The organism is Mucilaginibacter terrae, assembly GCF_031951985.1.
GTDB lineage: Bacteria > Bacteroidota > Bacteroidia > Sphingobacteriales > Sphingobacteriaceae > Mucilaginibacter > Mucilaginibacter terrae_A.
In genome coordinates, this window is the sequence record NZ_JAVLVU010000001.1 from 2,542,210 (window position 1) to 2,565,179 (window position 22,970).

The 22,970-nt window shown below is 43.4% G+C and carries 20 protein-coding genes, 2 tRNA genes and 1 pseudogene; 9 read left to right on the forward strand and 14 right to left on the reverse strand.

Annotated features, from left to right (window positions below; all coding sequences use genetic code 11):
* Window positions 1-53: 53 nt before the first annotated feature.
* Window positions 54-2,825, forward strand: a complete 2,772-nt coding sequence (locus tag QE417_RS10685; RefSeq protein ID WP_311949835.1) for a hypothetical protein — start codon at window positions 54-56, stop codon at window positions 2,823-2,825.
* Window positions 2,826-2,833: 8 nt separating this feature from the next.
* Here the strand turns inward: QE417_RS10685 and radC are convergent, their stop codons facing one another.
* The 5 genes and pseudogenes from radC to QE417_RS10710 all read right to left on the reverse strand — a co-directional run bounded on the left by radC (window position 2,834) and on the right by QE417_RS10710 (window position 7,238).
* Window positions 2,834-3,532, reverse strand: a complete 699-nt coding sequence (radC, locus tag QE417_RS10690; RefSeq protein ID WP_311949837.1) for a RadC family protein — start codon at window positions 3,530-3,532, stop codon at window positions 2,834-2,836.
* A gap of 242 nt (window positions 3,533-3,774) precedes the next feature.
* Window positions 3,775-6,108, reverse strand: coding sequence for a S9 family peptidase (locus tag QE417_RS10695; protein ID WP_311949838.1), 2,334 nt, complete (start codon window positions 6,106-6,108; stop codon window positions 3,775-3,777).
* Between the two features lie 176 nt (window positions 6,109-6,284).
* Window positions 6,285-6,539, reverse strand: a complete 255-nt coding sequence (rpsT, locus tag QE417_RS10700; protein WP_311949840.1) for a 30S ribosomal protein S20 — start codon at window positions 6,537-6,539, stop codon at window positions 6,285-6,287.
* Between the two features lie 110 nt (window positions 6,540-6,649).
* Window positions 6,650-7,006: pseudogene (locus tag QE417_RS10705) on the reverse strand (DUF4397 domain-containing protein); the annotation flags it as partial.
* A gap of 103 nt (window positions 7,007-7,109) precedes the next feature.
* Window positions 7,110-7,238 (reverse strand): hypothetical protein, encoded by a 129-nt coding sequence (locus tag QE417_RS10710; RefSeq protein ID WP_311949842.1) that lies wholly within the window; start codon window positions 7,236-7,238, stop codon window positions 7,110-7,112.
* Between the two features lie 177 nt (window positions 7,239-7,415).
* Here QE417_RS10710 and QE417_RS10715 point away from each other — a divergent pair, with 177 nt between their 5' ends.
* Window positions 7,416-8,501: a zinc dependent phospholipase C family protein gene (locus QE417_RS10715; RefSeq protein WP_311949843.1), complete on the forward strand. Its 1,086-nt coding sequence runs from the start codon at window positions 7,416-7,418 to the stop codon at window positions 8,499-8,501.
* On the opposite strand, the gene QE417_RS10720 is transcribed toward QE417_RS10715, so the two are convergent.
* The 6 genes from QE417_RS10720 to QE417_RS10745 form a co-directional block, all read right to left on the reverse strand.
* Window positions 8,472-9,119, reverse strand: a complete 648-nt coding sequence (locus QE417_RS10720) for a DedA family protein (RefSeq protein ID WP_311949844.1) — start codon at window positions 9,117-9,119, stop codon at window positions 8,472-8,474. The genes QE417_RS10715 and QE417_RS10720 overlap by 30 nt on opposite strands.
* 50 nt (window positions 9,120-9,169) lie before the next feature.
* On the reverse strand, window positions 9,170-9,910 hold the full coding sequence (locus tag QE417_RS10725; protein ID WP_311949845.1) for a DUF4397 domain-containing protein: 741 nt from the start codon (window positions 9,908-9,910) through the stop codon (window positions 9,170-9,172).
* 2 nt (window positions 9,911-9,912) lie between these two features.
* Window positions 9,913-10,596 (reverse strand): DUF4397 domain-containing protein, encoded by a 684-nt coding sequence (locus QE417_RS10730; protein WP_311949846.1) that lies wholly within the window; start codon window positions 10,594-10,596, stop codon window positions 9,913-9,915.
* A 111-nt stretch (window positions 10,597-10,707) separates the two neighbouring features.
* A complete protein-coding gene (gene dnaN / locus QE417_RS10735) occupies window positions 10,708-11,832 on the reverse strand; it encodes a DNA polymerase III subunit beta (protein WP_311949847.1) in 1,125 nt (374 codons plus the stop codon).
* Between the two features lie 34 nt (window positions 11,833-11,866).
* On the reverse strand, window positions 11,867-14,263 hold the full coding sequence (gene gldG, locus QE417_RS10740) for a gliding motility-associated ABC transporter substrate-binding protein GldG (RefSeq protein ID WP_311949848.1): 2,397 nt from the start codon (window positions 14,261-14,263) through the stop codon (window positions 11,867-11,869).
* 140 nt (window positions 14,264-14,403) lie between these two features.
* Complete coding sequence (locus QE417_RS10745) at window positions 14,404-14,931, reverse strand: hypothetical protein (protein WP_311949849.1); 528 nt, start codon at window positions 14,929-14,931, stop codon at window positions 14,404-14,406.
* Window positions 14,932-15,075: 144 nt separating this feature from the next.
* Here QE417_RS10745 and QE417_RS10750 point away from each other — a divergent pair, with 144 nt between their 5' ends.
* Window positions 15,076-15,534 carry a hypothetical protein gene (locus QE417_RS10750; RefSeq protein ID WP_311949850.1) on the forward strand — a complete coding sequence of 153 codons (459 nt, stop codon included), beginning with the start codon at window positions 15,076-15,078 and terminating at the stop codon, window positions 15,532-15,534.
* Between the two features lie 241 nt (window positions 15,535-15,775).
* On the forward strand, window positions 15,776-16,243 hold the full coding sequence (locus QE417_RS10755; RefSeq protein ID WP_311949852.1) for a hypothetical protein: 468 nt from the start codon (window positions 15,776-15,778) through the stop codon (window positions 16,241-16,243).
* Between the two features lie 86 nt (window positions 16,244-16,329).
* Here the strand turns inward: QE417_RS10755 and QE417_RS10760 are convergent, their stop codons facing one another.
* The 3 genes from QE417_RS10760 to QE417_RS10770 all read right to left on the reverse strand — a co-directional run bounded on the left by QE417_RS10760 (window position 16,330) and on the right by QE417_RS10770 (window position 18,666).
* On the reverse strand, window positions 16,330-16,833 hold the full coding sequence (locus tag QE417_RS10760; protein WP_311949854.1) for a hypothetical protein: 504 nt from the start codon (window positions 16,831-16,833) through the stop codon (window positions 16,330-16,332).
* A 78-nt stretch (window positions 16,834-16,911) separates the two neighbouring features.
* Window positions 16,912-17,616 (reverse strand): ATP-binding cassette domain-containing protein, encoded by a 705-nt coding sequence (locus QE417_RS10765; protein WP_311949855.1) that lies wholly within the window; start codon window positions 17,614-17,616, stop codon window positions 16,912-16,914.
* 78 nt (window positions 17,617-17,694) lie between these two features.
* Entirely contained in the window at window positions 17,695-18,666 is a 972-nt protein-coding gene (locus QE417_RS10770) for a polyprenyl synthetase family protein (RefSeq protein WP_311949856.1), read from the reverse strand.
* Between the two features lie 288 nt (window positions 18,667-18,954).
* Here QE417_RS10770 and QE417_RS10775 point away from each other — a divergent pair.
* The 5 genes from QE417_RS10775 to QE417_RS10795 all read left to right on the forward strand — a co-directional run bounded on the left by QE417_RS10775 (window position 18,955) and on the right by QE417_RS10795 (window position 22,962).
* Window positions 18,955-19,042, forward strand: a tRNA-Ser gene (locus QE417_RS10775).
* Between the two features lie 63 nt (window positions 19,043-19,105).
* Window positions 19,106-19,192, forward strand: a tRNA-Ser gene (locus QE417_RS10780).
* Window positions 19,193-19,562: 370 nt separating this feature from the next.
* Window positions 19,563-20,672: a Gfo/Idh/MocA family protein gene (locus QE417_RS10785; RefSeq protein WP_311949858.1), complete on the forward strand. Its 1,110-nt coding sequence runs from the start codon at window positions 19,563-19,565 to the stop codon at window positions 20,670-20,672.
* 216 nt (window positions 20,673-20,888) lie between these two features.
* On the forward strand, window positions 20,889-21,080 hold the full coding sequence (locus QE417_RS10790; RefSeq protein WP_311949860.1) for a cold-shock protein: 192 nt from the start codon (window positions 20,889-20,891) through the stop codon (window positions 21,078-21,080).
* A gap of 328 nt (window positions 21,081-21,408) precedes the next feature.
* Window positions 21,409-22,962, forward strand: coding sequence for a bifunctional GNAT family N-acetyltransferase/carbon-nitrogen hydrolase family protein (locus QE417_RS10795; protein WP_311949861.1), 1,554 nt, complete (start codon window positions 21,409-21,411; stop codon window positions 22,960-22,962).
* Window positions 22,963-22,970: the final 8 nt, after the last annotated feature.

A 22,970-nucleotide genomic window follows, 5' to 3' on the forward strand; every position in this document is an offset into this window, starting at 1 on the left:
TACCTAACCTATGTAGCCTTGTTATGCCAAAATGTTTGAACCTTTTTAACTTCTTGATTTTTTGTGTAATTATATGTGTTACCACAGGGCAATGCCTGGCACAGGCACCAACCCGGGGGCAGCTTAATACCATTATAACAACCGTTAACACCACTACCGAAAAGCTGGGTATCGAAAAACTGTACCTGCAAACCGACAAGCCTACCTACAACACGGGCGACACGCTTTGGTTTAAGGCCTACCTGGTAGATGCCTCGTCGTTAAGTTCATCTTTAAAAAGCGGCTTGCTATATATTGAACTGGCCAGCGATAGCAATCGCCTGGTTCAACGTATGATGCTACCTGTTTACCGTGGCCTAACTTTAGGAAGTATAGTGTTAAATCCCGACGATATGCCCCAGGGTGGTTACACCCTGAAAGCCTACACCAACTGGATGCGCAATTTTGGCGAAGAAATCATTTACCAGAAACACTTTTACGTAGCCAACCCTAATGCCGATAACTGGCTCATTAACTACAACGCCAATGCTGCTAAATTAAACGGTAAGGAAAACGTTAAGCTTAAACTAAACATTAACCAACTGGACAACGACCCGGTACGGGTGCGCGAAATGCAACTGCGGCTTACCGATGGCAAACGCACCCTGCTTAAGAGCGATGTACAAACCGATGTAGCGGGGTTGTTGGATGTAAACTTTGATCTGCCCGAAAAAGCCAATGCCAAAAACCTATCGGTAAGTTTAAAGGATATGCGTAAGGGAGCGGGTAACCGTGTGCTGAATATGCCCCTGCTGCTTAACCGGCCGCAAAATATAGATGTGCAATTCATGCCCGAAGGGGGCAACCTTGTAGCTGGCCTTGCAGCGCATGTAGCATTTAAAGCAGTTAGCGAAGATGGATTGGGCATCAACATTTCCGGCACCATATTCGATTCTAAAAATAATAAAGTTGCAGATTTTTCATCGGCACATAAAGGCATGGGTACTTTCGATTTTTTGCCTGTTGCCAATGAGGTTTATACAGCTAAAGTTAAACTGGCCGATGGCACATTGAAAAACATTACTTTGCCTATTGTAGCTGTTAAAGGAATAAGCTTAACTGTAAAGAATCCCTATAAAGCTGATTCGTGCGAGGTGTGGGTATACGGCTCTGCCGATTCGACGGTTATAAACCGGCAGTACTATTTAATAGCGCAGGCACGCGGTATTGCATGTTATGGGGCATCTTTTAAATTGGGCAACCGCCCGGCAAAGTTTACCATGGCAAAAAACTTGTTCCCTACCGGAGTTGTGCGTTTTATGTTGGTAGGTGCTGACAAGACACTGCTTAATGAACGCCTTGCATATATTGACCATGCCGATGACCTGCGCATCAAAATATCACCCGGCAAACCAACTTACAACCGTCGTGATAGTGTAAGCATGAATTTAGAAGTGACCGATAAAAACGGGGCTCCTGTGTTGGGTTCGTTTTCGCTGGCGGTGACCGATGATGGGCAGGTAAAAATTGACACGCTTACCCAAAGCCGCATCAGCACGTATCTGCATTTAAGTTCCGATTTAAGTGGGCCGATCGAAGACCCCGGCTATTATAACAATCCTTTAGCGAGTGCTCAAAAATGGCAAAACATGGATAATTTGCTATTAACACAAGGCTGGGTAGGTTATAATTGGAATAACTATTTTAAATCCGCACCGGCATTTGCTTTTCAGCCCGAGCGCGAGTTTAGCATCAGGGGAAAAGTAACCAATGTATTTAATAAGCCGGTGGCAAAATCGGGCATTACATTGCTATCTAAAAAGCCATTTTTACTCGCCGATACGGTATCTAATGACAAAGGCAATTTTATATTTACCGGTATTTATCCGGCCGATACTGCAGTGTTTTTTTTACAAGCCAAAAACAAGCGCGGCAAAAGCTTTAACGTGGGTATTGAAGTTGAAGAGTTTGTGCCCCCGGTTTTTAAAGCCCCTGCCGAAAGGCTCGTACCTTGGTACGTAAATATTGATACCGCCAGGCGACAATTAGTAACCAAACAAAAACAGCTTAAAGATAACCAGGAACGCATAAGTAAAGGGACCTTGCTAAAAGCCGTTGAGGTAAAAGCTAAAAAAGTTGTTAAGGGTTCCAAAAATTTGAATGGCGCCGGAGGTTCAGATATTATAATTGATGAGGAAACGATCATAAAATCAGGGCGAACCAACTTGAGACAGTTGCTCGAAAAGAGGGTGAAAGGTTTTTATTTGAAAACCGGTAAAAACTTTTTCAGGAGCTATGTGATCAACAACGTAACAATGCACCTTGTGATTGACGGCGTTGAAATTGACTGGTTTTTTGACCCGGAAGGAAGCGTAGAATATTTCAGGTTTTATGACCAGTATCTTGATTATTATGATGCAGAAGAGATTAAGGGCATTGAAGTAATGACCAGCAGCCAGTATTCATCCAGTTATTTCAGTCAGTTTATTCAACCCAAAAATCCAATGGCTTCACCGTTCGATCATTGTTTTGTGGAGGTTACTACACGCAGTGGCCATGGTCCGTTCATGAAAAAAGCGGTGGGAACTTATGTATACCGGCCTATGCCGTTTGCGCTACCCAAGGCATTTTATTCGCCCAAGTACAAACCTAATTCAGTACCCGACATGACCGACATCCGCTCGACCATACACTGGGAACCCAACGTTGTAACCGATAAAAACGGCAAGGCAACCTTAAACTTTTACACCGCCGACAATGCCGGTAAGTACAGCGTAGTAGTGGAAGGCACTGATCTGCAGGGCAGCGTGGGTAGTAACACTGCGGTTATTAAAGTGAATAAGTAAGATTCACTTTATAACAATCCCTCATCGGCAAAGCTATAGTAGCCACCGTCGGTAATAATCAAATGATCGAGCACGCCTATATCTAATATCTTGCCGGCCTGATGTATTTTGCGGGTAAGGTCAATATCCTGCTGGCTGGGCTTGAGGTTACCCGAAGGGTGATTATGGGTTAAGATGATGGACGAAGCCTGATGCTGCAAAGCTATATGAAAGATTATTTTAGGATCGGCCACGGTGCCCGATAGGCCACCCTTGCTGATGAGTTCTTTGGCTATTACCTTGCAGCTACGGCTCAACAGCAATATCCAGAATTCCTCGTGGTTTAAATCAACCAAATGCCGTTTCATTACTTGGTAAACGCTCTTACTGCCTGCTACGGTGTCGGGGACTTTAATTTCAGTATCATCGCGGCGGCGGCCCAACTCCAGCGCTGCAATAATGGAGATAGCCTTAGCCTCCCCAATACCTTTAAATTTAGAAAGCTCGGCTACCGATACCTTGCCCAGCTTTTGCAGATCGTTATCATAGTGGTGCAAAATACGCTTGCTCAATTCCACCGCCGATTCGGTACGGCTGCCCGACCCGATCAGTATGGCAATCAGTTCCGCATCGCTCAGCGCGCGGCGGCCCTGGCTGTTCAGTTTCTCGCGCGGACGGTCTTCCTCGGCCCAGGCCTTAATACTTATTTTGCTTTCGTATGCTTCCACGGTTTGAAGCTATTGAAAATATTGATGGGATGCAAGAGCCACTCCCAAACCCTCCCCGGGAGGGAGGGCTTAAACAAAAACGTCATTGCGAGGTACGAAGCAATCTCTGCGGATACAAGGCGGTTATGCCAAGCTCAGAGATTGCTTCGTACCTCGCAATGACGCGATATTTAAAAGTTAATCAGAAAACGAGTTGCTATACATTCACACACAACCCGCAACCTACAACTCACTACTAAGTCTTACCTCGCATCTACCTTAGGTTTTAACTGATACTCTTTAGGTGTTTCGGCACCCATAAGGTAGCGTACAAAATAGTCCCAGCGGCGGCGGGTCATGTAGTTGCTGTACTGGCCGTAACCGTGTGCACTATTAGGGAATATCACCAGGTCATAATCTTTACCGGCTTTTTCCAGAGCTTCAACTACCAGCAGGGTATTGTATGGAGGTACGTTGTCGTCCATCATGCCATGAGCCAGCATCAGTTTACCTTTCAGGTTTTTGGCGAAGTTTTGATTGGCCTGGTCTTCGTAGTTTGATACGCCGTTGGCATCTTTGGTTAGTAAGCCAATGTAACGTTCGCCCCAATCATCCTCGTAATTACGGTTATCATGGTTGCCCGATTCTGATATACCTACTTTAAAAAAATCAGGGTATTTAAACATGGCACAAGCCGTGGCAAAACCACCGCCCGAGTGGCCCCACATACCGGCGCGGTTAATATCAATGTATGGATACTTTTGAGCCAGTTGCTGCATGCCGCTTACTTGGTCGGGCAGGGTATTGTCTGACATTTTTCCGTAAGCCATATCATGGAAACTTTTGGAACGCAATGGGTTACTGGTACCTTCGATCAGCACTACTACGAAACCCAGTTCGGCCAAGGCCTGATGGTCGCCACGTGCGGCCGAGAACCCCCAGTTACCACCCATACTACCTCCCTGCGGACCAGGGTATAGGTAATTGATAATAGGATATTTTTGATTAGCATCCAGATGTGTCGGCGTGAACATCAAGCCATAAAGATCGGTTTTACCATCGGCAGCTTTAACCGTTATGGGCGTAGGTGCTTTCCATCCTGAAGCCGTAAGACGCGAAATATCGGTTTGCTGAACTGTAGTAATGAGCTTACCATTGAGATTACGCAAAACAGTTACCGGGGCAACATTAGGTTGCGAGTAAGTATCAACCAAATAATTACCCGATGGCGAGAACGTAACCTGGTGAAAACCAGCATCAGGTGTTAAATCAGTCAATTTTTTACCGTCGAAACCAATTTTGAAAATATGGCTGAAGTACGGGTTCAGTTTATCTTTACCATTGGCCACAAAGTAAAGTGTACGGCTTTTCTCGTCAACTTTCAACAAACGGGTTACTACCCAATCGCCTTTGGTTATCTGGTTTTTCAACTTGCCGGTGGCAGCATTATACAGGTACAAATGTCCCCAGTTATCACGCTCCGAAAACCAAATGATCTCGTTGCTTTTAGGCAGATAACGCCAGTTGATGCTTCCCCATCCCGATTCATATTGCGTATTAACCACTTCCTCAAACACTTCGCGTACGTCGCCGGTGGCAGCGTTGGCTATGCGCACTTTTTCCTGCTTATGATCGCGCGAGGTTGATACGAAGGCCAGTTGGGTGCCGTCGGCGCTCCAGTTCACGTCATCCAGCGTACCACTGCTCGATATATCATCGCTCAGCGTGGCGCGGTGCGGATCGGCCGGTACCTTGAGCATAATTACTTTAGGGTTATCCACCTCTATAATACAGCGGTGGATCATGGCTATTTCCTTATCGCCGGGCAACGGGTATTTCCAGGCTTTGAGGGTTGGGGCACCTACGTTTGTGGTCACCAAATACATATCGCCTACCTTGCGCTGGTCTTGCTTAAAAGTGGCTATCTTTTTCGAATCGGGCGACCATTGCAAAATAGCAACATCGCTGTGCGACCATCCTGCATTATCAGTAGCGTAACCAAAATCTTTTTCGCCATCGGTAGTTAACTGGATTTGTTTACCGGTTGCTACATCGCGCACCCAAAGGTTATAGTCTTTAATAAAAGCTGTGCGCTTTCCATCGGGAGATGCTACTCCACCGGCTCCACCCCTGCGGCCCATAAAACCACCACGAGCAGGCTGTGCGGCACCGGTATCTTCGGTAAATGTACCTGCTGCCAAATCATATTTCCAATTCTTGTTGCCTGCATATACGGTGGCGTACTTACCATCATCGGTAAAACCAATGCCTGCGGGTAAAGTGTTGGCATCATACTTTGCATTGGTGGCTTTAGCCAAACCTTCGGCAAACTTTTGATGATCGAACGCTACAGTACGGCTGCCTTTAACGGCATCAACCATTATATATTCAGAGCCTTTGGCAGTAAGGTTACGGTACCAGAATTTATCGGCCGCGAGCCAGTTGGGTCTAACATTAGCGCCATCAACTAACGGTGAGGTGTTGTAGCCCATAAATTTTTCGGCACGCTCATAATCGGTAACGGCAAGTGCTTTGCCTTGCTGGGCATAGGCACCCGCAAACACGAGCAATAAAGCAGGAAGTATAAGTTTCTTCATGTGTGGTGAGTAAAACGGTAGTAGTTTTAAACAACCAATATACGGCTTTTAAACAGGAGGCTGAAACAAGAGAAATGTATAACCGATTTTTTACCTGAGCGATGCGAACATCAAACAAAAAAAGCCGCTTCATTTACATGAAGCGGCCATATCAGCATACAAAAACTGAAATATTATTACTTTAAGCCGTTAACAAACTTAGTCAGTTTCGACTTATTGTTTGAAGCTTTGTTTTTGTGAATTACGTTTTTCTTAGCTAAACGGTCAAGCATCGAAATCACTTTAGTCAATAAAGGAGATGCCTCTTCTCTGCTGGTAGAAGCTCTTAACTTTTTGATAGCGTTTCTGGTGGTTTTAGCCTGATATCTGTTGCGAAGACGCTTTGTAGCGTTAGCTCTGATTCTTTTAATTGCTGATTTATGATTTGCCATTTTAGCTGATTATCTTTTTGATTTTCGGACTGCAAATGTATTACAAATATTTACAAGTTGCAAATCTGTTATAAAATAATTTTCAGCATGTTATCAATATTACGGCTTACTTATTTAATGGTGAAAACCCCCACACCAAAAGCAGCAGTGCCGGTACCGGCTACCAAATCTTTGGCATATATGGTATAAACTTTACCGCTCTCCAAATTTATATTTAGGTTAGCCGAAGGGACAAGTCCGCTTACAGCACGCAAACTATAACAGCCGGCGTTAACTTCGGTTGAAGGTGCCACGCCACGAAAATTCTGAGTACCTACCAATACGGTTGTCCCATTATTTAATGTAGCTCCGGTAGCATTGGGCGATGCATTTACAAAACGAATTTTAGCTTTACCTGCTGTCGGAGCGGCCAAATCATCGGCTACGGCAAGTATACCTAAGCTACTGTTTTGACCTACCAAAAAGTACGTGTAACTGGTTTAAACATCAAAATTTGACTGGGTTGATGCCAATGTGGCCTTGCCCGAAGCCGACTTAATAAACACATCCTGATCGCCCGAAAAAGTATCATTATAGCCCGAAGTTTACGCCGTTTTGTGTACACAACACATCATCAACATATAAACGGGCGGCAGAACCATCGGGGCTGGCATTAATTAAATTAACACGGGGGTGCTGGGGCTTCAAAATTGTAAGCATCGTCTTTTTTGCACGACGAAAGAAAAGTTAAACCTAACAAGCCAACAAAGGCATAACGAACAGTGAGTTTAAATGCAGAAGCAAATTGTTTCTTAGATGGATAACAAGGCTTTAAAAAACCTTAACTAATAGTATAAATACGCAAAAAAACGGCCCAATGGTATTTGTTTTACTACCTTGCTTTTTGGAATAGCATTAACCCATAACTACATAATAGTTTTAAAAGGCTGGTTTAAGGTGAAGTTTGTTAAGGATATAATTATTGCATTGATCGCATTAACCCTGCTTAGTTCATGGGGATTTTATGCTCATTTTAGAGTAAACCGGGTAGCTGTATTTACCCTGCCCAGGGCTATGAGTGGTTTTTACCAGGCTAATATTGAATACCTTACCGAACATGCTATAAGCGCCGACAGGCGGCGTTATGTTGATTCGGCAGAAATACCCCGCCACTTTTTTGATGCCGACCATTATGGCAAAGACCCATTCCATACCGTTCCTCAAAAGTGGAACGACGCCATAGCCAAGTATAGCGCCGATACCCTGTACAAATACGGCACCCTCCCGTGGACTATACAATACAATTACTACCGTCTGGTTGATGCCTTTAAAAACCACGACACCAGCGCCATCAAGCATTATTCGGCTTACTTAGGGCATTACGTGGCCGATGCCTGTGTTCCGCTGCATACCACCATGAACCACGATGGGCAGCTCACCCACCAGGATGGTCTGCATGCCCTTTGGGAGAGCCGCCTGCCCGAGCAGTTTGGCAATAGCTACAATTACAATGCAGGCAAAGCTAAGTATCTCGAAAACCCGCTTTGGCAAGCCTTTATATTATGCCGGAGTTCCTTTAAATGCACTGATTCGGTTTTGCGCATACAGCAACAGGTCGACAAAACTTTTCCGGCCGATAAAAAGTACGAGGTGATTATGAGGGGCAAACGCAAGATCAAGGACTTTTCGGCAGCTTATTGCCGTGCCTATCATACCGCACTTAAAGGCATGGTGCAACGCCGGTTACGCACAGCCATACTCAACGTGGGCAGCTATTGGTACTCGGCCTGGGTTGATGCCGGGCAGCCCGACCTAAACCAAATAACAGAGCCCCTACCCGACAGCCTGAAACAAAAAACCGCCCATGAGGCGGCTTTGTATAAGTTAGGAAAAATTGCTGCGTTGCCTAATTACGGCACGGTTAACAAACCGCTACCAAAGCAACAGACACAATTACGCAGTACGGGAAAACCTACTCCGTAAAGCAGCCCATATTGGTGGCAGTAATGATACCACTACAATGCCCAATGCTATAAGCGAAAAATTCTTTTTAAAGAATGGCACGTTACCCAGTAAATATCCTAAAAACAGAAAAGTAACGATCCACGATACCCCTCCAATAATGTTATATAAGCTGTAACGGCCAAAAGGCATCCTACCCACACCAGCCACAAAAGGGGCAATGGTACGTATAATAGGCATAAAACGGCTAAATATTACCGCCTTACCACCATGCTTATCAAAAAAAGCTTTGGTTTTAAGATAATAATCGAGCTTGAGCACTTTATTTTCGGGCTTAAAAACACGTGCGCCAAGGTAGTTGCCCAACTGATAATTAACCGTGTTTCCTAAAACCGCAGCTACAATAAGCAGTATAGAAAGCAAATAAATATCTAACCCTGTATTACCGGTTGCAATAAGCGCTCCGGCTGCAAACAGTAACGAATCACCGGGGAGAAATGGTGTTACCACAAACCCGGTTTCGGCAAAGATGATTATGAAAAGTATGAGGTAAGTCCAGGCCTGGTATTGCCTCGTAATTTCGGCCAAATGCACATCAATGTGCAAAATAAAGTCAATAAGATGTTTTATAATTTCCACCGTTTTTGCAGTTTGCCGTAAAAGTAGCAAATATTTGCAGAGGTAAGATATTATCTTTTAGGTGGATTATTAGCCAATACAGCTATGCTGAAAGCAGCCGTATCGGTAACGGCGCGCCCAACAATACCGCGCGAGTAAAGAGTATACAAGCGACCATCCTGAATAGTCACGTTATTCAATTCGGCCAAACTTGAGGCTGAAGTATTTACCGGATATATCCTGAAATTATAATTACCGGGCGGCAGGGTTGCGTAACCCGAAATACCGGCAAAAGGTGTATTTTGGATAATACGTACCCCATTAGCCCATATATCATGTGCACCGGTATTACGTGCAGCGGTATTCACAAAGCGTATACGTCCACCTTTGCCAATGGGCGGTAAGGAGGCTGTATCATCAACCGTAACAATAGATCGGCGAGTACCTTCAGACCGTAAACCTGTAAAAAACAATGAATAGCGGGTATTAGGCAAAAACTGTATGGTATCGCGGCTTAAAATACGGATGGAATCATCGGTGCGGGTAGTGCGTATTTGTAGCGGATATGCCGTAGTGGTTAAATAAAAATAAGTTGGCGTAGCGTTATACCTGTAAAACGAATTTACTTTAAGGTTATTAATATTCAGTTCAATAGGATACGCATCAGGACTTAAGTTTAATACCTGCAACTGCACATCAGTACCAGACGGGGTCGACGTATCATTTTTGCCGCATGAGCTTAGCATCGGCAATATTAAAACCGCAAAATTTAAAGCAAATAAGAAATAAAATATGCGCTTGCTGCTTTTCATTTTTACTGATTTATTATTAATCCTACCCTAAAGTTATTTTGCCTGCCTTGGCTAAACAGGGTATAAATTCGCCCCTCGGTTAAGGTAACGTTTGATGTATAAAGTACATCGTTGGTATTCACTGGTGTAACTTTAAGCACCTTTTTACCATTACCAACGGCTATAAACTTACTAATGGCCTTAAACGAGTTGGTGGTAAAACGCAAGGTATCATTTAAATACACCCGCATATTTTTTACACTGGGCGATGCCTGTACAAACCTGAGCATGGCATTTTTACTGTCGCTCTCTAAGGTATCTTTGATCATGAATGCCGTGCTGCGGGTTAAGCCACCTATAAACAAGGAGTAGCGCACACCCGAGCCTACCGAATCTAACTTAACAGGCAACGTAAAAAGAGTATCGGCATAATTATAGTTTTGGTTATCAAACAACCTCCTGAAGGCTATGGTAGTTTGCCCGATGTTTACCGACGTATACCCATTAGCACTCAACGGATATATACCTGTAACACTGTTTTGACGGGCACCGTTTATGTAGTAGTTAATAGCCGTATCGGTAACGGCATTAATTACGTTTAAATTTACAGTTCCCGGAGTAGGTACAGGTGCATCATTTTTTACACAGGCAGCTAAGGCCAGCATAAAAGCAGCAAGCAAACAGGTTAAACGTAAATGCTTAGGCATATCCACGAGAATTATAACTACTTTTTTTGAGGATTGTTATAGGAGCTTAACTAAAAAGTCCGGGCTTTTACAACCGGACTTTATTTTTTAGATCTATAATAGGTTTAAAACTTATGCATAGCTGTTAAGCATTACCGGCATAACCAACATCAGCACGTCCTCGTTTTCATCGCCACCTTGTGGTAACAATAAACCGGCACGGTTAGGGGTCGACATGTGTAAGGCCACTTCCTCGCTGCTCAGGTTTTTAAGCATCTCGATCAAGAAACGGGCATTAAAGCCAATTTCTAAATCATCGCCCTCGTACTGGCAGCTCAAGCGCTCATGTGCTTCGTTCGAAAAATCAATATCTTCTGATGAAATATTCAGCTCACTGCCGCTAACTTTTAAACGCACCTGATGGGTGGTTTTGTTGGCGTAAATAGCCACACGCTGCAATGAACCTAAAAACGACTGACGATCGATAGTCATGCGGTTAGGATTATTTTGCGGAATAACGGCTTCGTAATCAGGGTAGCGCTCATCAATTAAACGGCACACCAAATTGATGTTGCCAAATTTAAAGAACGCGCTGGTATTGTTATACTCAACCGAAACGTTAACATCATCAGATGGCAATGCCGATTTAAGCAGGTTCAACGCCTTTTTAGGCAAAATGAATGAGGTATTGCTGGCAGCCTGTGCATCTTTACGGCGGTAACGTACCAGTTTATGCGCATCTGTTGATACGAAGGTTAAGTACGAGGTTGACAGCTGGCAGTAAACGCCTGTCATGGCCGGGCGCAGCTCATCGTTACTTACGGCAAATATGGTTTTGTTAATAGCCTCGGCTAAAACCGATGCCGGCAAATTTACCGACGATGCGTTTTCAACCACCGGAATTTTAGGGAAATCTTCACCGTTTTCGCCGCTTAGCTTGTATTTACCGTCGCCGGCACTAATTTCAATGGCAAAGGTTTTATCATCAACCGAAAAAGCAATAGGCTGCTCGGGTAACGACTTTAAGGTATCCAGCAAAATACGCGATGGAATGGCAATACGGCCGTTCTCTTTAGCCTCAACAGACAATGAGGTGGTCATGCTGGTTTGCAAATCGGTAGCCGATATGGTTAGGTTGCCTTCCTTTATCTCAAATAAAAAGTTCTCCAATATAGGCAATACCGTGCTGTTGCTTAAAGCACCGCTTACGGCCTGCAATTGCTTCAGTAAAGTTAATGTGGAAACAATGAATCTCATAAACAAGTATTAGTCAACCCAAAAGTATGAAATTTTAACGGGCATACTTGCGTTTGCGATACAAATGTTGAAAAATCGCAAATATTAACACCAGCCCAATCGGCACTATTGTATTTACAGCTTGCCAGTAAGTTTTTTCGTTCTTTAAACGGGCGCGGTTAAGTAGGCGTAACTTAATTTCTTTGTTGCGTAAAGTAATCAGCCCCGAATCATCGGTAAGATAATCGGCAATATTAAGGAGCAGGTTTTTGTTGCCAAAAGTTTGCTGGCTGTAACGGTCATACCCTAAGGGGAACGGTGATCCATCAGCACTTACCTGATTTTTTAAGATGTCGCCATCGCTCAGCACAATCATTTTGGCGGGTTTACTGCGGGCTAAAACTCCAATATGTTCGTTCATGCCCTCGGGTACGGGGCGGTTTACAAAGTTTGAGGCAAAGCTACCCTCTAACAACGCACCTGCAATTTTAGGCTGGCTTTGAAACTCTTTCGGGTTGGGCTCCTGCTCCAGCGCTTGTAACGATAACGCATGCGGCGCAGTGATTTTTTTATTGTAGGGCGACGAAGTAAACAACACGGTTTGCTGCAAGTCTTTTACCGGCAACAAATCAATAGTGCTGGCGAATTCGCTGCTTATGCCTTCGAGATTTTTAACTACCGGATGCTTACCCAGTGGTATAAATACCGGGTAAAACAGCCAGGGCAGCATTTGTATTTGCGCCTGCCCGCCCACATTACCAGTGCTTACCGGTATTTGCGAGCAGTTTAAATCGGCAATTAAATCATAATTAATACGTACGCCGTAACGGAACAACTGATCGTCGAGGTTTAATTGTTTGGGAAACGCCAATTGTTCGCCGCCGTGCCCGCGCAGGCTGTCCAGCTCGGCGCTTACCTGGTCAATAGCCCAAAGTATGTTGCCGCCGCGCATGAGATATTGGTCTATTTTAAATTTTTCTAACTCAGTGAACGCTTTCTCGGGTTTAGGCACCACGAGCAGTTTCATGGTTTGCAGCGTTGCAAACGGTATAGTTTGTAAATTAATACGGCCCACGTCAAACCCATCGTTCAGGCTTTTCATGGCATCGTTCAGTTGCAGGTCGTTCAATTCATTATGCCCATCGGTAAATCCAACGCGGGGACGGCCGCCCGAAACCGCTTTTTTTATAGCTGACGCAAAGGCATACTCTAAATTTTGGATGGAGTTATTAAGCACTTCATCGGGAGATAAGCCAATGCGGGTTTGCAGCAGCTTTACCCCTATTTGCCTGTCTCCAGCACTCACCAACGCTGCCGGGAAAATGATTTTTTGCGACACCCCGTTATCCGTTTTCACACTCAGGTTAGTAGGCTCTACACCTTTCGATTGCATATCCTGAATAGTTTGCTCCTGTTCCTGCTCGTTTAAGCCATCTAAGGGGTTTACAAATTCAAACTGCAGGCGGCGGTGCCCGTAAGCCTGTAAATCACTCAGCATATCGCGGGTGGCTTGCTGCAGGCGCTTCATACCGCCGGGCAGATCTTTACCTTGCAGGTACACCGTTACCTTAACCGGCTGCGGCAAAGTATCCATCACGTTGCGGCTAACGTTGGATAGCGTAAATCGTTTCTCTTTGGTAAAATCGAACCGGGTAAAAGTTAGCGCAGATAATATTACAATAACCACCAGCACACCTGCCATAACCGGCAAAGCAGTATATTTTATTTGTTTTTGACGCTGGCGACTAACCACCAACAAGGTTAGTGCAATAAAAAACCCCGATAGTACCAGGAAGTACACTAAATCGCGCGTATCCAGCACCCCCCTGCTTACCGACTCATAATGGCGTGTGATACCTAAACTCTGTATATCCCAGTTTTGTAGCGATAATAATTGGCTCAGCGAATCGAAACCATTGTAAATAAAAAAGCTAATAAAAACGGCTATAGTAAAGGCAATAATTTGATTTTTGCTAACCGATGAGGCAAACAGGCCGACAGCCACAAACACTGCTCCTAATAAGAACAATCCTATATAGGAACCAATTACCGCCCCTGCATCTAAATTACCTTGCGGGTTACCCAACACCCAAACCGAGTAAGCGTACAACAAGGTGGGAAGTAAAGCAAATAGCACCAGCAGTAAGCACGCCAGGTATTTACCTATTACAATTTGCCAATCGGTAAGCGGCCGGGTGGCTAATAGCTCCAGTGTACCTTCGCGGCGCTCCTCGGCCAACGAGCGCATAGTAATAGCCGGAATGAGGAACATGAACAGGTAAGGTGCCGTGTTAAACAAGCCTTCTAACCCGGCATAGCCATACTCTAATATGCTCGACTCGGGGAACACCCATAAAAACAAACCCAGCACCAACAAAAACACCCCTATGGTTACATAAGCAACCAATGAACTGAGGTAAGAAGTAATTTCTTTTTTTAGGATGCTGAGCATATAGTTGTAAAAGTATGGAAAGGTTAAACTTGTTTAAAAAATTTTAGAGCCCCTCCTAAATCCTCCCCGGGAGGGAGGACTTTTATTTTATCAAATTAATTAATACCCCCTCCCTCCCGGGGAGGGCCGGGGTGGGGCCATTAAAACCCAAACCTATACGCCACCCTTATGGCAAACTGCTGTAAACGGTTTTGTGACCAGTCTTCGAAACGTAAACCAATATCGATCATGTTTGATTTGCTGCCATTCATGGGCAATAAAAATCCGGTACCTAATGAATATGCAAACAAGTTGCTGTTACTCCCGCCGCTGTTATTGGCATTGCTTAATACGGCGCCCACTTCTCCCTGCAAGTACAAACGGGTATCGGCATAATACTTAACGCCTGCCTTCAGCGGTATAAAGCTATCGGCATCGGGTTTACGGTAACCATTAAAAGCAAAGTTTTTATAACTGAACTTATGATACCCCCCGGTAACCACTACTGCCAGCTTGCCCGATACCGGCACCTCGGCATTGGCCGATGCCCCGTAACCTATGTTGTACCCGCTTCGTTGCGGAATATTCAATTCAGGACCGATGCTTATGGCCTTTGTAATGCTCTGTTGGGCATAAATAGTTTGGGCTGTAAGCGTCAATACAGCAATCAATAGATAGTATTTTTTCATGCAGAAATATTAGAAACAAATGCGATGGTAAAATAAGCTATAAGTTATCAAAACCAAAAACACCATATTTTGTAATTATGAAAATGCGCCAAAAGGCTGCATTACAACTTTTGCATTTAAAAACACAATTATTCTAATTTGCTTATGAAAAAAACATTTTTACTATTTGCCATTGCCTTAACATTTAGCGCAACCAAAACATTTGCTCAAAATTACAATACAGCATTAGGTGTAGGGGTTGATTTTGGCACCGGTACTACACTGGTTGGTCCCAGCATCAAACATTTTTTCAGCCGCAATGACGCAATACAGGCCGATGTGCTATTTAGCAAAGGCTATACATGGATAGGTGCTTATTATGAATACCAGGAATCATTCAGGTATGCAAAACAGTTACAGTGGTATCTGGGCCTGGGCCCGCAGGTGGCTTTAACTGATGATCGCTCGGTATGGTTTTTACGCCCAACAGCGGGGCTTGACTACAAAGTAGCGGGTGCACCAATCAGTTTGGCAATCGACTGGCGTCCGAGAGTGCGGTTAAGTGATGGTGGCTCGAATTTTCAGGCTGGGCGGTTTGGTTTTGGTTTCCGATTTGCCTTTTAAAAGGCAAATTATTCAATAACTATACAAAATATGTATAGTACTGTGGGCAATTTCAAAAAAAAGTGTCCAACGACAAGCGCAATCAGGCATGTAATTTTCAGGTATTATTACAAACTACACAGTACTGAAATTCAGGTATAATTCATATAAAAAAGGCCAATTGTCATATCAATATCAGCAAATGGCATAGTAGTTGCCACCGGCTAACAAATTTTAAATACTTACACATTTATCTATTTTTATGAAGAAATTTATCCTATTGGCTGCATTAACAGCCTTATTTGCCACAACAAGCACTTATGCACAAAGAGGATCGGGTTATACTACCGCTTTAGGGTTAGGCATTGATTTTGGAGATGGAGCTACTTTGGTTGGGCCAAGTATTAAGCACTTCTTAGCGCCACATGATGCCTTACAAGGAGATGTGCTTTTTGGTGGCAACGGCACTTGGATTGGTGCCTCATATAATTATCACCAATCATTTAGAGAAGCCCCTGAACTGAAATGGTATATTGGTTTAGGACCTCAGGTTGGTATTGGAGATAATAACTCTTTATGGTATTTACGTCCAGCTGCAGGTTTAGATTACAAAGTGAAATCAGCACCAATTAGCTTAGTATTTGATTGGCGCCCAATGATTGGCTTGAGTGATTTTGCAGGTAACTCTGCAGCCCGTTTTGGTTTGGGTTTCCGTTACACTTTCCAATAATAACAAAATACATCAATCATCTACCTATAAATACAAATCCCCGCCTGTTTAACAAAGCGGGGATTTTTTGTTACTTATTGTAAAAATTACAATCCGAATTTATAAGCAAAGCGGAAACCTACCATGCCTACATTGCCACCATCCTGCGACCATCCTTCGTAGCGGGCACCAAAATCAATATCGTGCTTATCGCTCACCGGGAAAGAAAAGCCTAAACCCGGAGCATAAATAAAGGCAGTACCGGTACTGTTGTTAGTACCAAAACGGGCACCCAGTTCACCCTCGGCATAAAAGTTTTCACCCAGGAAGAACTTGCCACCTGCTTTAACCGGTATAAAACCATCGTAAGTATCAATACCAAAAGCCTTACGTGCAGCTTTGTTGGCATCTTTTGCATAAAAGCTGGTATAGCCGGCTGTTAATGTAAAATTAACGCCCGATGCTACCGGAATTTCGGCTTTACCATTACCGCCAAAGCCAATTGAGTAAGCATTCTTCCAATCGCCCACGGGTAAACCAAAATCAACGCCAACGCTCAATTTAGCACCCGATGATGTTGACGACGATTTGCTTTTGTGCAAAAGTGCCACTAAATAATGCAGCCACTGCTGCTGCGGTTAAGAATAGTTTTTTCATAGAAATAAATGTTAATGAATATAAGTTGAGTATTAATTGGTAAGCGATATAAAAATATTTTCGAGGCTTTGCCCGTTATGCGCCTGTTTTATACCCTGCAAAGTATCATCGGCCACTATATTACCTTTATTTATGATGACTACCCGGTTGCAGGTAGCTTCTACCTCCTGCATAATATGTGTTGATAATATAACGGTTTTGGTAGCGCCCAAATCACGAATGAGCTGCCGGATGCCGATAAGCTGATTAGGATCGAGGCCTGAAGTAGGTTCATCCAGAATTAGCACCTCGGGATTGTGTAATATAGCCTGTGCTATACCTACACGCTGTTTATAACCTTTGGATAGCTGGCTTATTTTTTTGTGCTGCTCAGGCGTTAAACCGGTTTGCTCAATTACTTCGGCAATACGTTGAGCAGGATTATGTATACCATGAATGCTTGCTACAAAGCCCAGGGCTTCCTTAACGTACATATCCATATATAAGGGGTTACTTTCGGGCAGGTAGCCTATGCGGCTTTTTACCTGTAGCGATTGCTTTACCGTATCAAACCCGCAAACCATAGCAGAACCTTCGGTTTGCGGAATAAAACCGGTAAGCATTTTCATGGTGGTTGATTTACCTGCACCATTTGGCCCCAAAAAGCCCAGTACGCCTGGCCCGGCATTAAAGCTGATGCCGTTAACTGCTGTTTGCACACCGTAAACCTTAGTTAACCCGTTAACCGAAATACTCATAGCCGGTAAAATTATAAGATTAAGCTGTTAGTGCATAACAGTAATGGATGCACTAAGTTTTACAGCACATGAAAGCGCTTATTTGTTGCGCTCGGTGGTATATCTTACCAGTTGCTCTAAGCCGGTACGCGCCTCACCGGGTGGGAAGGTATTTAAAATATCAAATGCGTCGTTCTGAAACTTCTGCATCTGACTTTCGGCGTATTGCAAACCACCGTTTTGCTTTACAAAGGTGATGATCTGGCCAATTTTCTCGGGGTCGTCTTTATGGTTCTTAACCAAACTGATGATACGCTTACGCTCTGAAGATGAAACCTTATTGAGCGCATAAATAAGCGGCAGGGTAACTTTCTTTTCTTTAATATCGATGCCTAAAGGCTTGCCTACATCATCGGTACCAAAATCAAACATATCGTCCTTAATCTGAAAGGCGATACCTATTTTTTCGCCAAAGAGGCGCATCTTTTCAATAGTTTCGGCATCGGCCCCGGCAGATGATGCCCCGCTTGCGCAGCATGAAGCAATTAACGAAGCCGTTTTCTGGCGTATAACTTCGTAGTAAATCCCTTCGTCGGTATTAGTTTTACGGGCTTTTTCTACCTGCAGTAATTCACCCTCACTCATTTGCTTTACCGCGTTGGAGAGTATTTTAAGCAAATCAAAATCATTATGGTCTAACGACAATAGCATGCCCTTGGTAAGCAAATAATCGCCCACCAGAACGGCTATCTTGTTTTTCCATAAAGCATTAATAGAAAAAAAGCCACGACGCTGGTAAGAGTTATCAACCACGTCATCATGCACGAGCGATGCTGTGTGTACCAGTTCAACCAAGGCTGCCCCGCGATAGGTAGACTCGTTTATACCTCCACACAAACTGGCGGCAAAAAACACAAACATCGGGCGTATTTGCTTGCCTTTGCGCTTTACAATGTAATGCGTAATCCTGTCGAGCAGCGGTACCGAGCTTTGCATCGAAGCCTTAAACTTCTCCTCAAAAACATCGATTTCGGCGGCGATGGGTTTTTTAATCTCGTTAAGGCTCAGCATCGAAAAACTTAGAAACCTGTTAATTTACCTACAAAATTACCCTAAAGGGCAAGTAGCCGCAAACATACTAAAATAATTTAAGTGACTGTTTGCCATCATTTATTTTAAGCCTGCGGTTTAAACCAAATTAGTTGCGTCTTGTCATATATGTGTTTCCTGATGGTTGCAGGATATGAGTGTAGGATTTATTTAGTTGAAGTTTTGCTTGCGAAGCCCCGTTAACCGGGGCTTCGCTTTTTTATTGCTTATACCCTATCATTACCTTACATTTGCAAACATTTTTTTACCGGAGAGGTGTCTGAGTGGTCGAAAGAGCACGCCTGGAAAGTGTGTATACGCCAAAAGTGTATCGAGGGTTCGAATCCCTCCCTCTCCGCAAAAAGAATAAAAACCTGGCTTAAGCAGGTTTGTTTTACAGGGGCTTTACGCCCACATATACGGAGAGGTGTCAGAGTGATCGAATGTGCCTGATTCGAAATCAGGTGTACTGTTAAAGGTACCGGGGGTTTGAATCCCTCCCTCTCCGCTGATTTTCAATTTTTAAATATAAAAGCCTGAATTCTTGATAATTGCAGGCTTTTAATTTTTCCGTTTGTCCCGTCCTCAAATAATTTCACAGATAAAAGAACAAAAAGTTAAGCTGTTTTGAGAATCAGTGTTCAAGGCATCATATGCCCACTTTACATTGACAATGCCGCGATTGTGGTGCCAACCTGCTGGTACGCTAACTACAGTTCCCATTGTCATAGTCATCAGGAACCAGCTGTGTAACAGCACTTAATTAAAAAATAAATCCAACTATTTATTGCGGGTGCTGTTGTAACTTTAAGTATGTTAGCTCATTGCAACTCATTCTTACAGGTATTTCTTTTTAAAGCACAATTGTAACCCTGCCTATGAAACCGAATCCATTCAACAGAAGAGACTTCTTAAAAACATTGTCGTACGGTGCCGGGGCACTCACTTTAGCTTCCGCTTTTGGCTCAATACAAGCAATGGCATTGCCCCAGGGTAAAAAATTAGGCATTGCACTGGTTGGCCTTGGCGGTTATGCCGGCGGACAATTAGCCCCCGCCTTGCAGGAAACCAAACATTGTTACCTGGCAGGTATAGTAACCGGTACACCATCAAAGGCTGATGAATGGTCTAAAAAATATAATATACCTGGTAAGAATATTTATAACTATCAAAACTTCGACGAGATAGCAAAGAATAAGGATATAGACATTGTTTACGTGGTGCTGCCCGTATCAATGCATATGGAGTATACTATCCGTGCGGCTAAAGCCGGTAAGCATGTTATCTGTGAAAAGCCAATGGCATTAAACGCTGCCGATTGCGTGGAAATGATAGCAGCCTGTAAAAAGGCAAACAGGCTGTTATCTATAGGCTACCGTTTGCACTTTGAGCCGCATACCCAGGAGATCATGCGCCTGGGTCGCGAAAAGGTTTACGGCAAGGTTACAGGTGTTGACACAGCCAACGGGTTCAAATATAACGGTGATCCGAATGCATGGCGGTTAAAGAAGGCTTTAGCAGGGGGCGGAGCTTTAATGGATATGGGTGTGTACTCCATACAGGGGTCGCGGTATAGTACAGGATTGGAGCCCTTATATGTAAAAGCTACTGAGCAAAAAACCAATAACGACCTGTTTAAGGAAGTGGACGAAACTATATTCTGGGATTTGGAATTTCCGGGTGGATTGATGACTAAAGGAAAATCGAGCTATAATAACAACTGGGGTTACCTGAATGTAACAGCCGAAAAAGGACAGTATGGCCTTAAACCCGCTTTCAGTTATGGGGGCATACAAGGCTTTACGCCGCAAGGGGCCATGAACTTTCCGCAAATAAATCAGCAGGCTTTTCAAATGGACGACTTTGCCCAATGCGTACTGCAAAAAAAGCAAAGCCGCGTTTCGGGTGAAGAGGGTTTAAGAGACATGAAGGTTGTTGATGCCATTTACCGCAGCATTGCATCAGGCAAAAAGGAAAAAATTATATAATTAAAGATCAAAAACTCTAAAAGCAAACTTAAGTAACAACCTTTCATAAGCTAAATGCCGGCCTGTTGATCAGTGGAAAATTCTCTTCTGAAAGCCTGTGGGGTTGTTTTCACTTGAATAAACCTTAACAACTTTAAATAAATATTAAATTATTTAAATAAAGGGAAAATATATCAATGTATTTACTTACCTTGCACACTTATTAATAACAATATAATGCAACAAGGAACAGTAAAATTTTTTAATGAAACAAAAGGTTTCGGATTTATCACACCAAACAATGGTGGTAGCGAGATCTTCGTTCATTCTACAGGTCTGATCGACAATATTCGCGAGAATAGCGTGGTTAGCTACGATGTAGAAGAAGGCCGTAAAGGTCCTAACGCAGTTAATGTTAAAATAGCTTAATACACTATATAATCATTTTAAAGCATCCTCCATTTGGGGGATGCTTTTTTTTTATACTTATGCGGGTAAAACTCCCATGTTCTTTGTGAAGAGCTTGAACAGAAAAGCTCCGAAAAAAAAACATCTATATAATAGGGAAAAGCCCTGTCAATTTCCTTGTTGAATTCAAAGGGTTCATTTTTGCCAAGCGGCCTCAAATGCAGTAAAGCATTTTTACCCTATCAATAAAGCCCTTTTAATATAAAAGAAAATCATAAAGACCCCGTTTAAGTATAACACGGACTAAGAGATATAGTTGCCATAGTTTCTAAAGCTAATTAATTATAATATGGATAAACCAATTAGGAGCGAAGACCTTAAAATAGAATTACGTACACTTACCAAAGACGATTACCTGGGCTTAAAATCTTCAATGATGGAAGCTTACTCAGAATGGGCGGGTGCCTCTTTTTGGGGTGAAACTCATATTAATAAGTTACTGGAGTTGTTCCCCGAAGGACAGATCTGTATACTGGTTAACGGTGCCATTGCAGGTTGCGCTTTGTCATTGATAGTTAATTATGACAATTTTGGTGATAATCATACCTACGGGCAGATCACCGGCAATTATACCTTCTCTACACATGACGATAAAGGCGATGTGTTATATGGAATTGATTTTTTTGTGCATCCGGATTACCGGGGTATGCGCATAGGCCGAAGGCTGTATGATGCACGAAAAGAAATATGTGAGCGACATAACCTCAGGGCAATTATAGCCGGTGGCCGTATACCAAAATATAAAGATTATGCTGACCAACTGACACCAAAAGCCTACCTGGAAAAGGTGAAGGGTAAAGAAATACATGATCCTACATTATCTTTTCAGTTAGCTAATGACTTTCACGTTCGTAAGATACTCAAAGGTTATCTGCCGGGCGATACGCAATCGTTGGAGTATGCTTCACTGCTGGAATGGAATAACATCTATTACAATGAAGTTGCGGCGCATATCAATTCTAAAAAATCGGTTATTCGTTTAGGTTTGGTACAATGGCAAATGCGGCCATTCCCTAACATGGAATCATTGTGCGAGCAGATCGAATTTTTTGTAGACGCCATTAGCGATTACCAAAGTGACTTCGTATTGTTCCCTGAACTATTTAACGCGCCCCTTATGACCGCTTATAACCATATGAGTGGTGCGGAAGCCATGCGCGAGATCTCTAACTTTACGATACCCCTGCGTGATAAGTTTGTAGAATACGCGATCAGTTATAACATTAATATCATAACCGGCAGCATGCCTTACCTGGAAAACGGTGTACTGCAAAATGTAGGATATCTTTGTCGCCGGGATGGCTCGTATGAAATTTATCGCAAAATTCATTTAACCCCAGCGGAGCAAAGTGCCTGGGGTATGGTAGGCGGCGACCAAATTGCAACCTACGATACAGATTGCGGCAAAATTGGCATCCTGATCTGTTATGACGTAGAATTCCCCGAACTGCCACGCTTGTTGGCCGAACAGGGCATGCAAATCTTATTCGTGCCTTTTATGACCGATACACAAAACGGTTATACCCGCGTAAGGAGTTGCGCACAGGCACGTGCAATTGAAAACGAATGTTATGTAGCTATTGCAGGTAGTGTGGGCAATTTGCCGAAGGTGCATAATATGGATATTCAGTACGCCCAATCTGCTGTTTTCACCCCATCTGATTTTTCTTTCCCAACTAACGGAATCAAGGCAGAGGCTACTCCAAATACGGAAACTACGCTTATAGCAGATGTCGACGTAGATCTATTGAAGGAACTACACAATTTTGGATCGGTTAGAAACCTGAAAGACCGCAGATTGGATATCTATAAGATTACCAATAAAAGCAAAAAACAAGTTTAATAAGAATG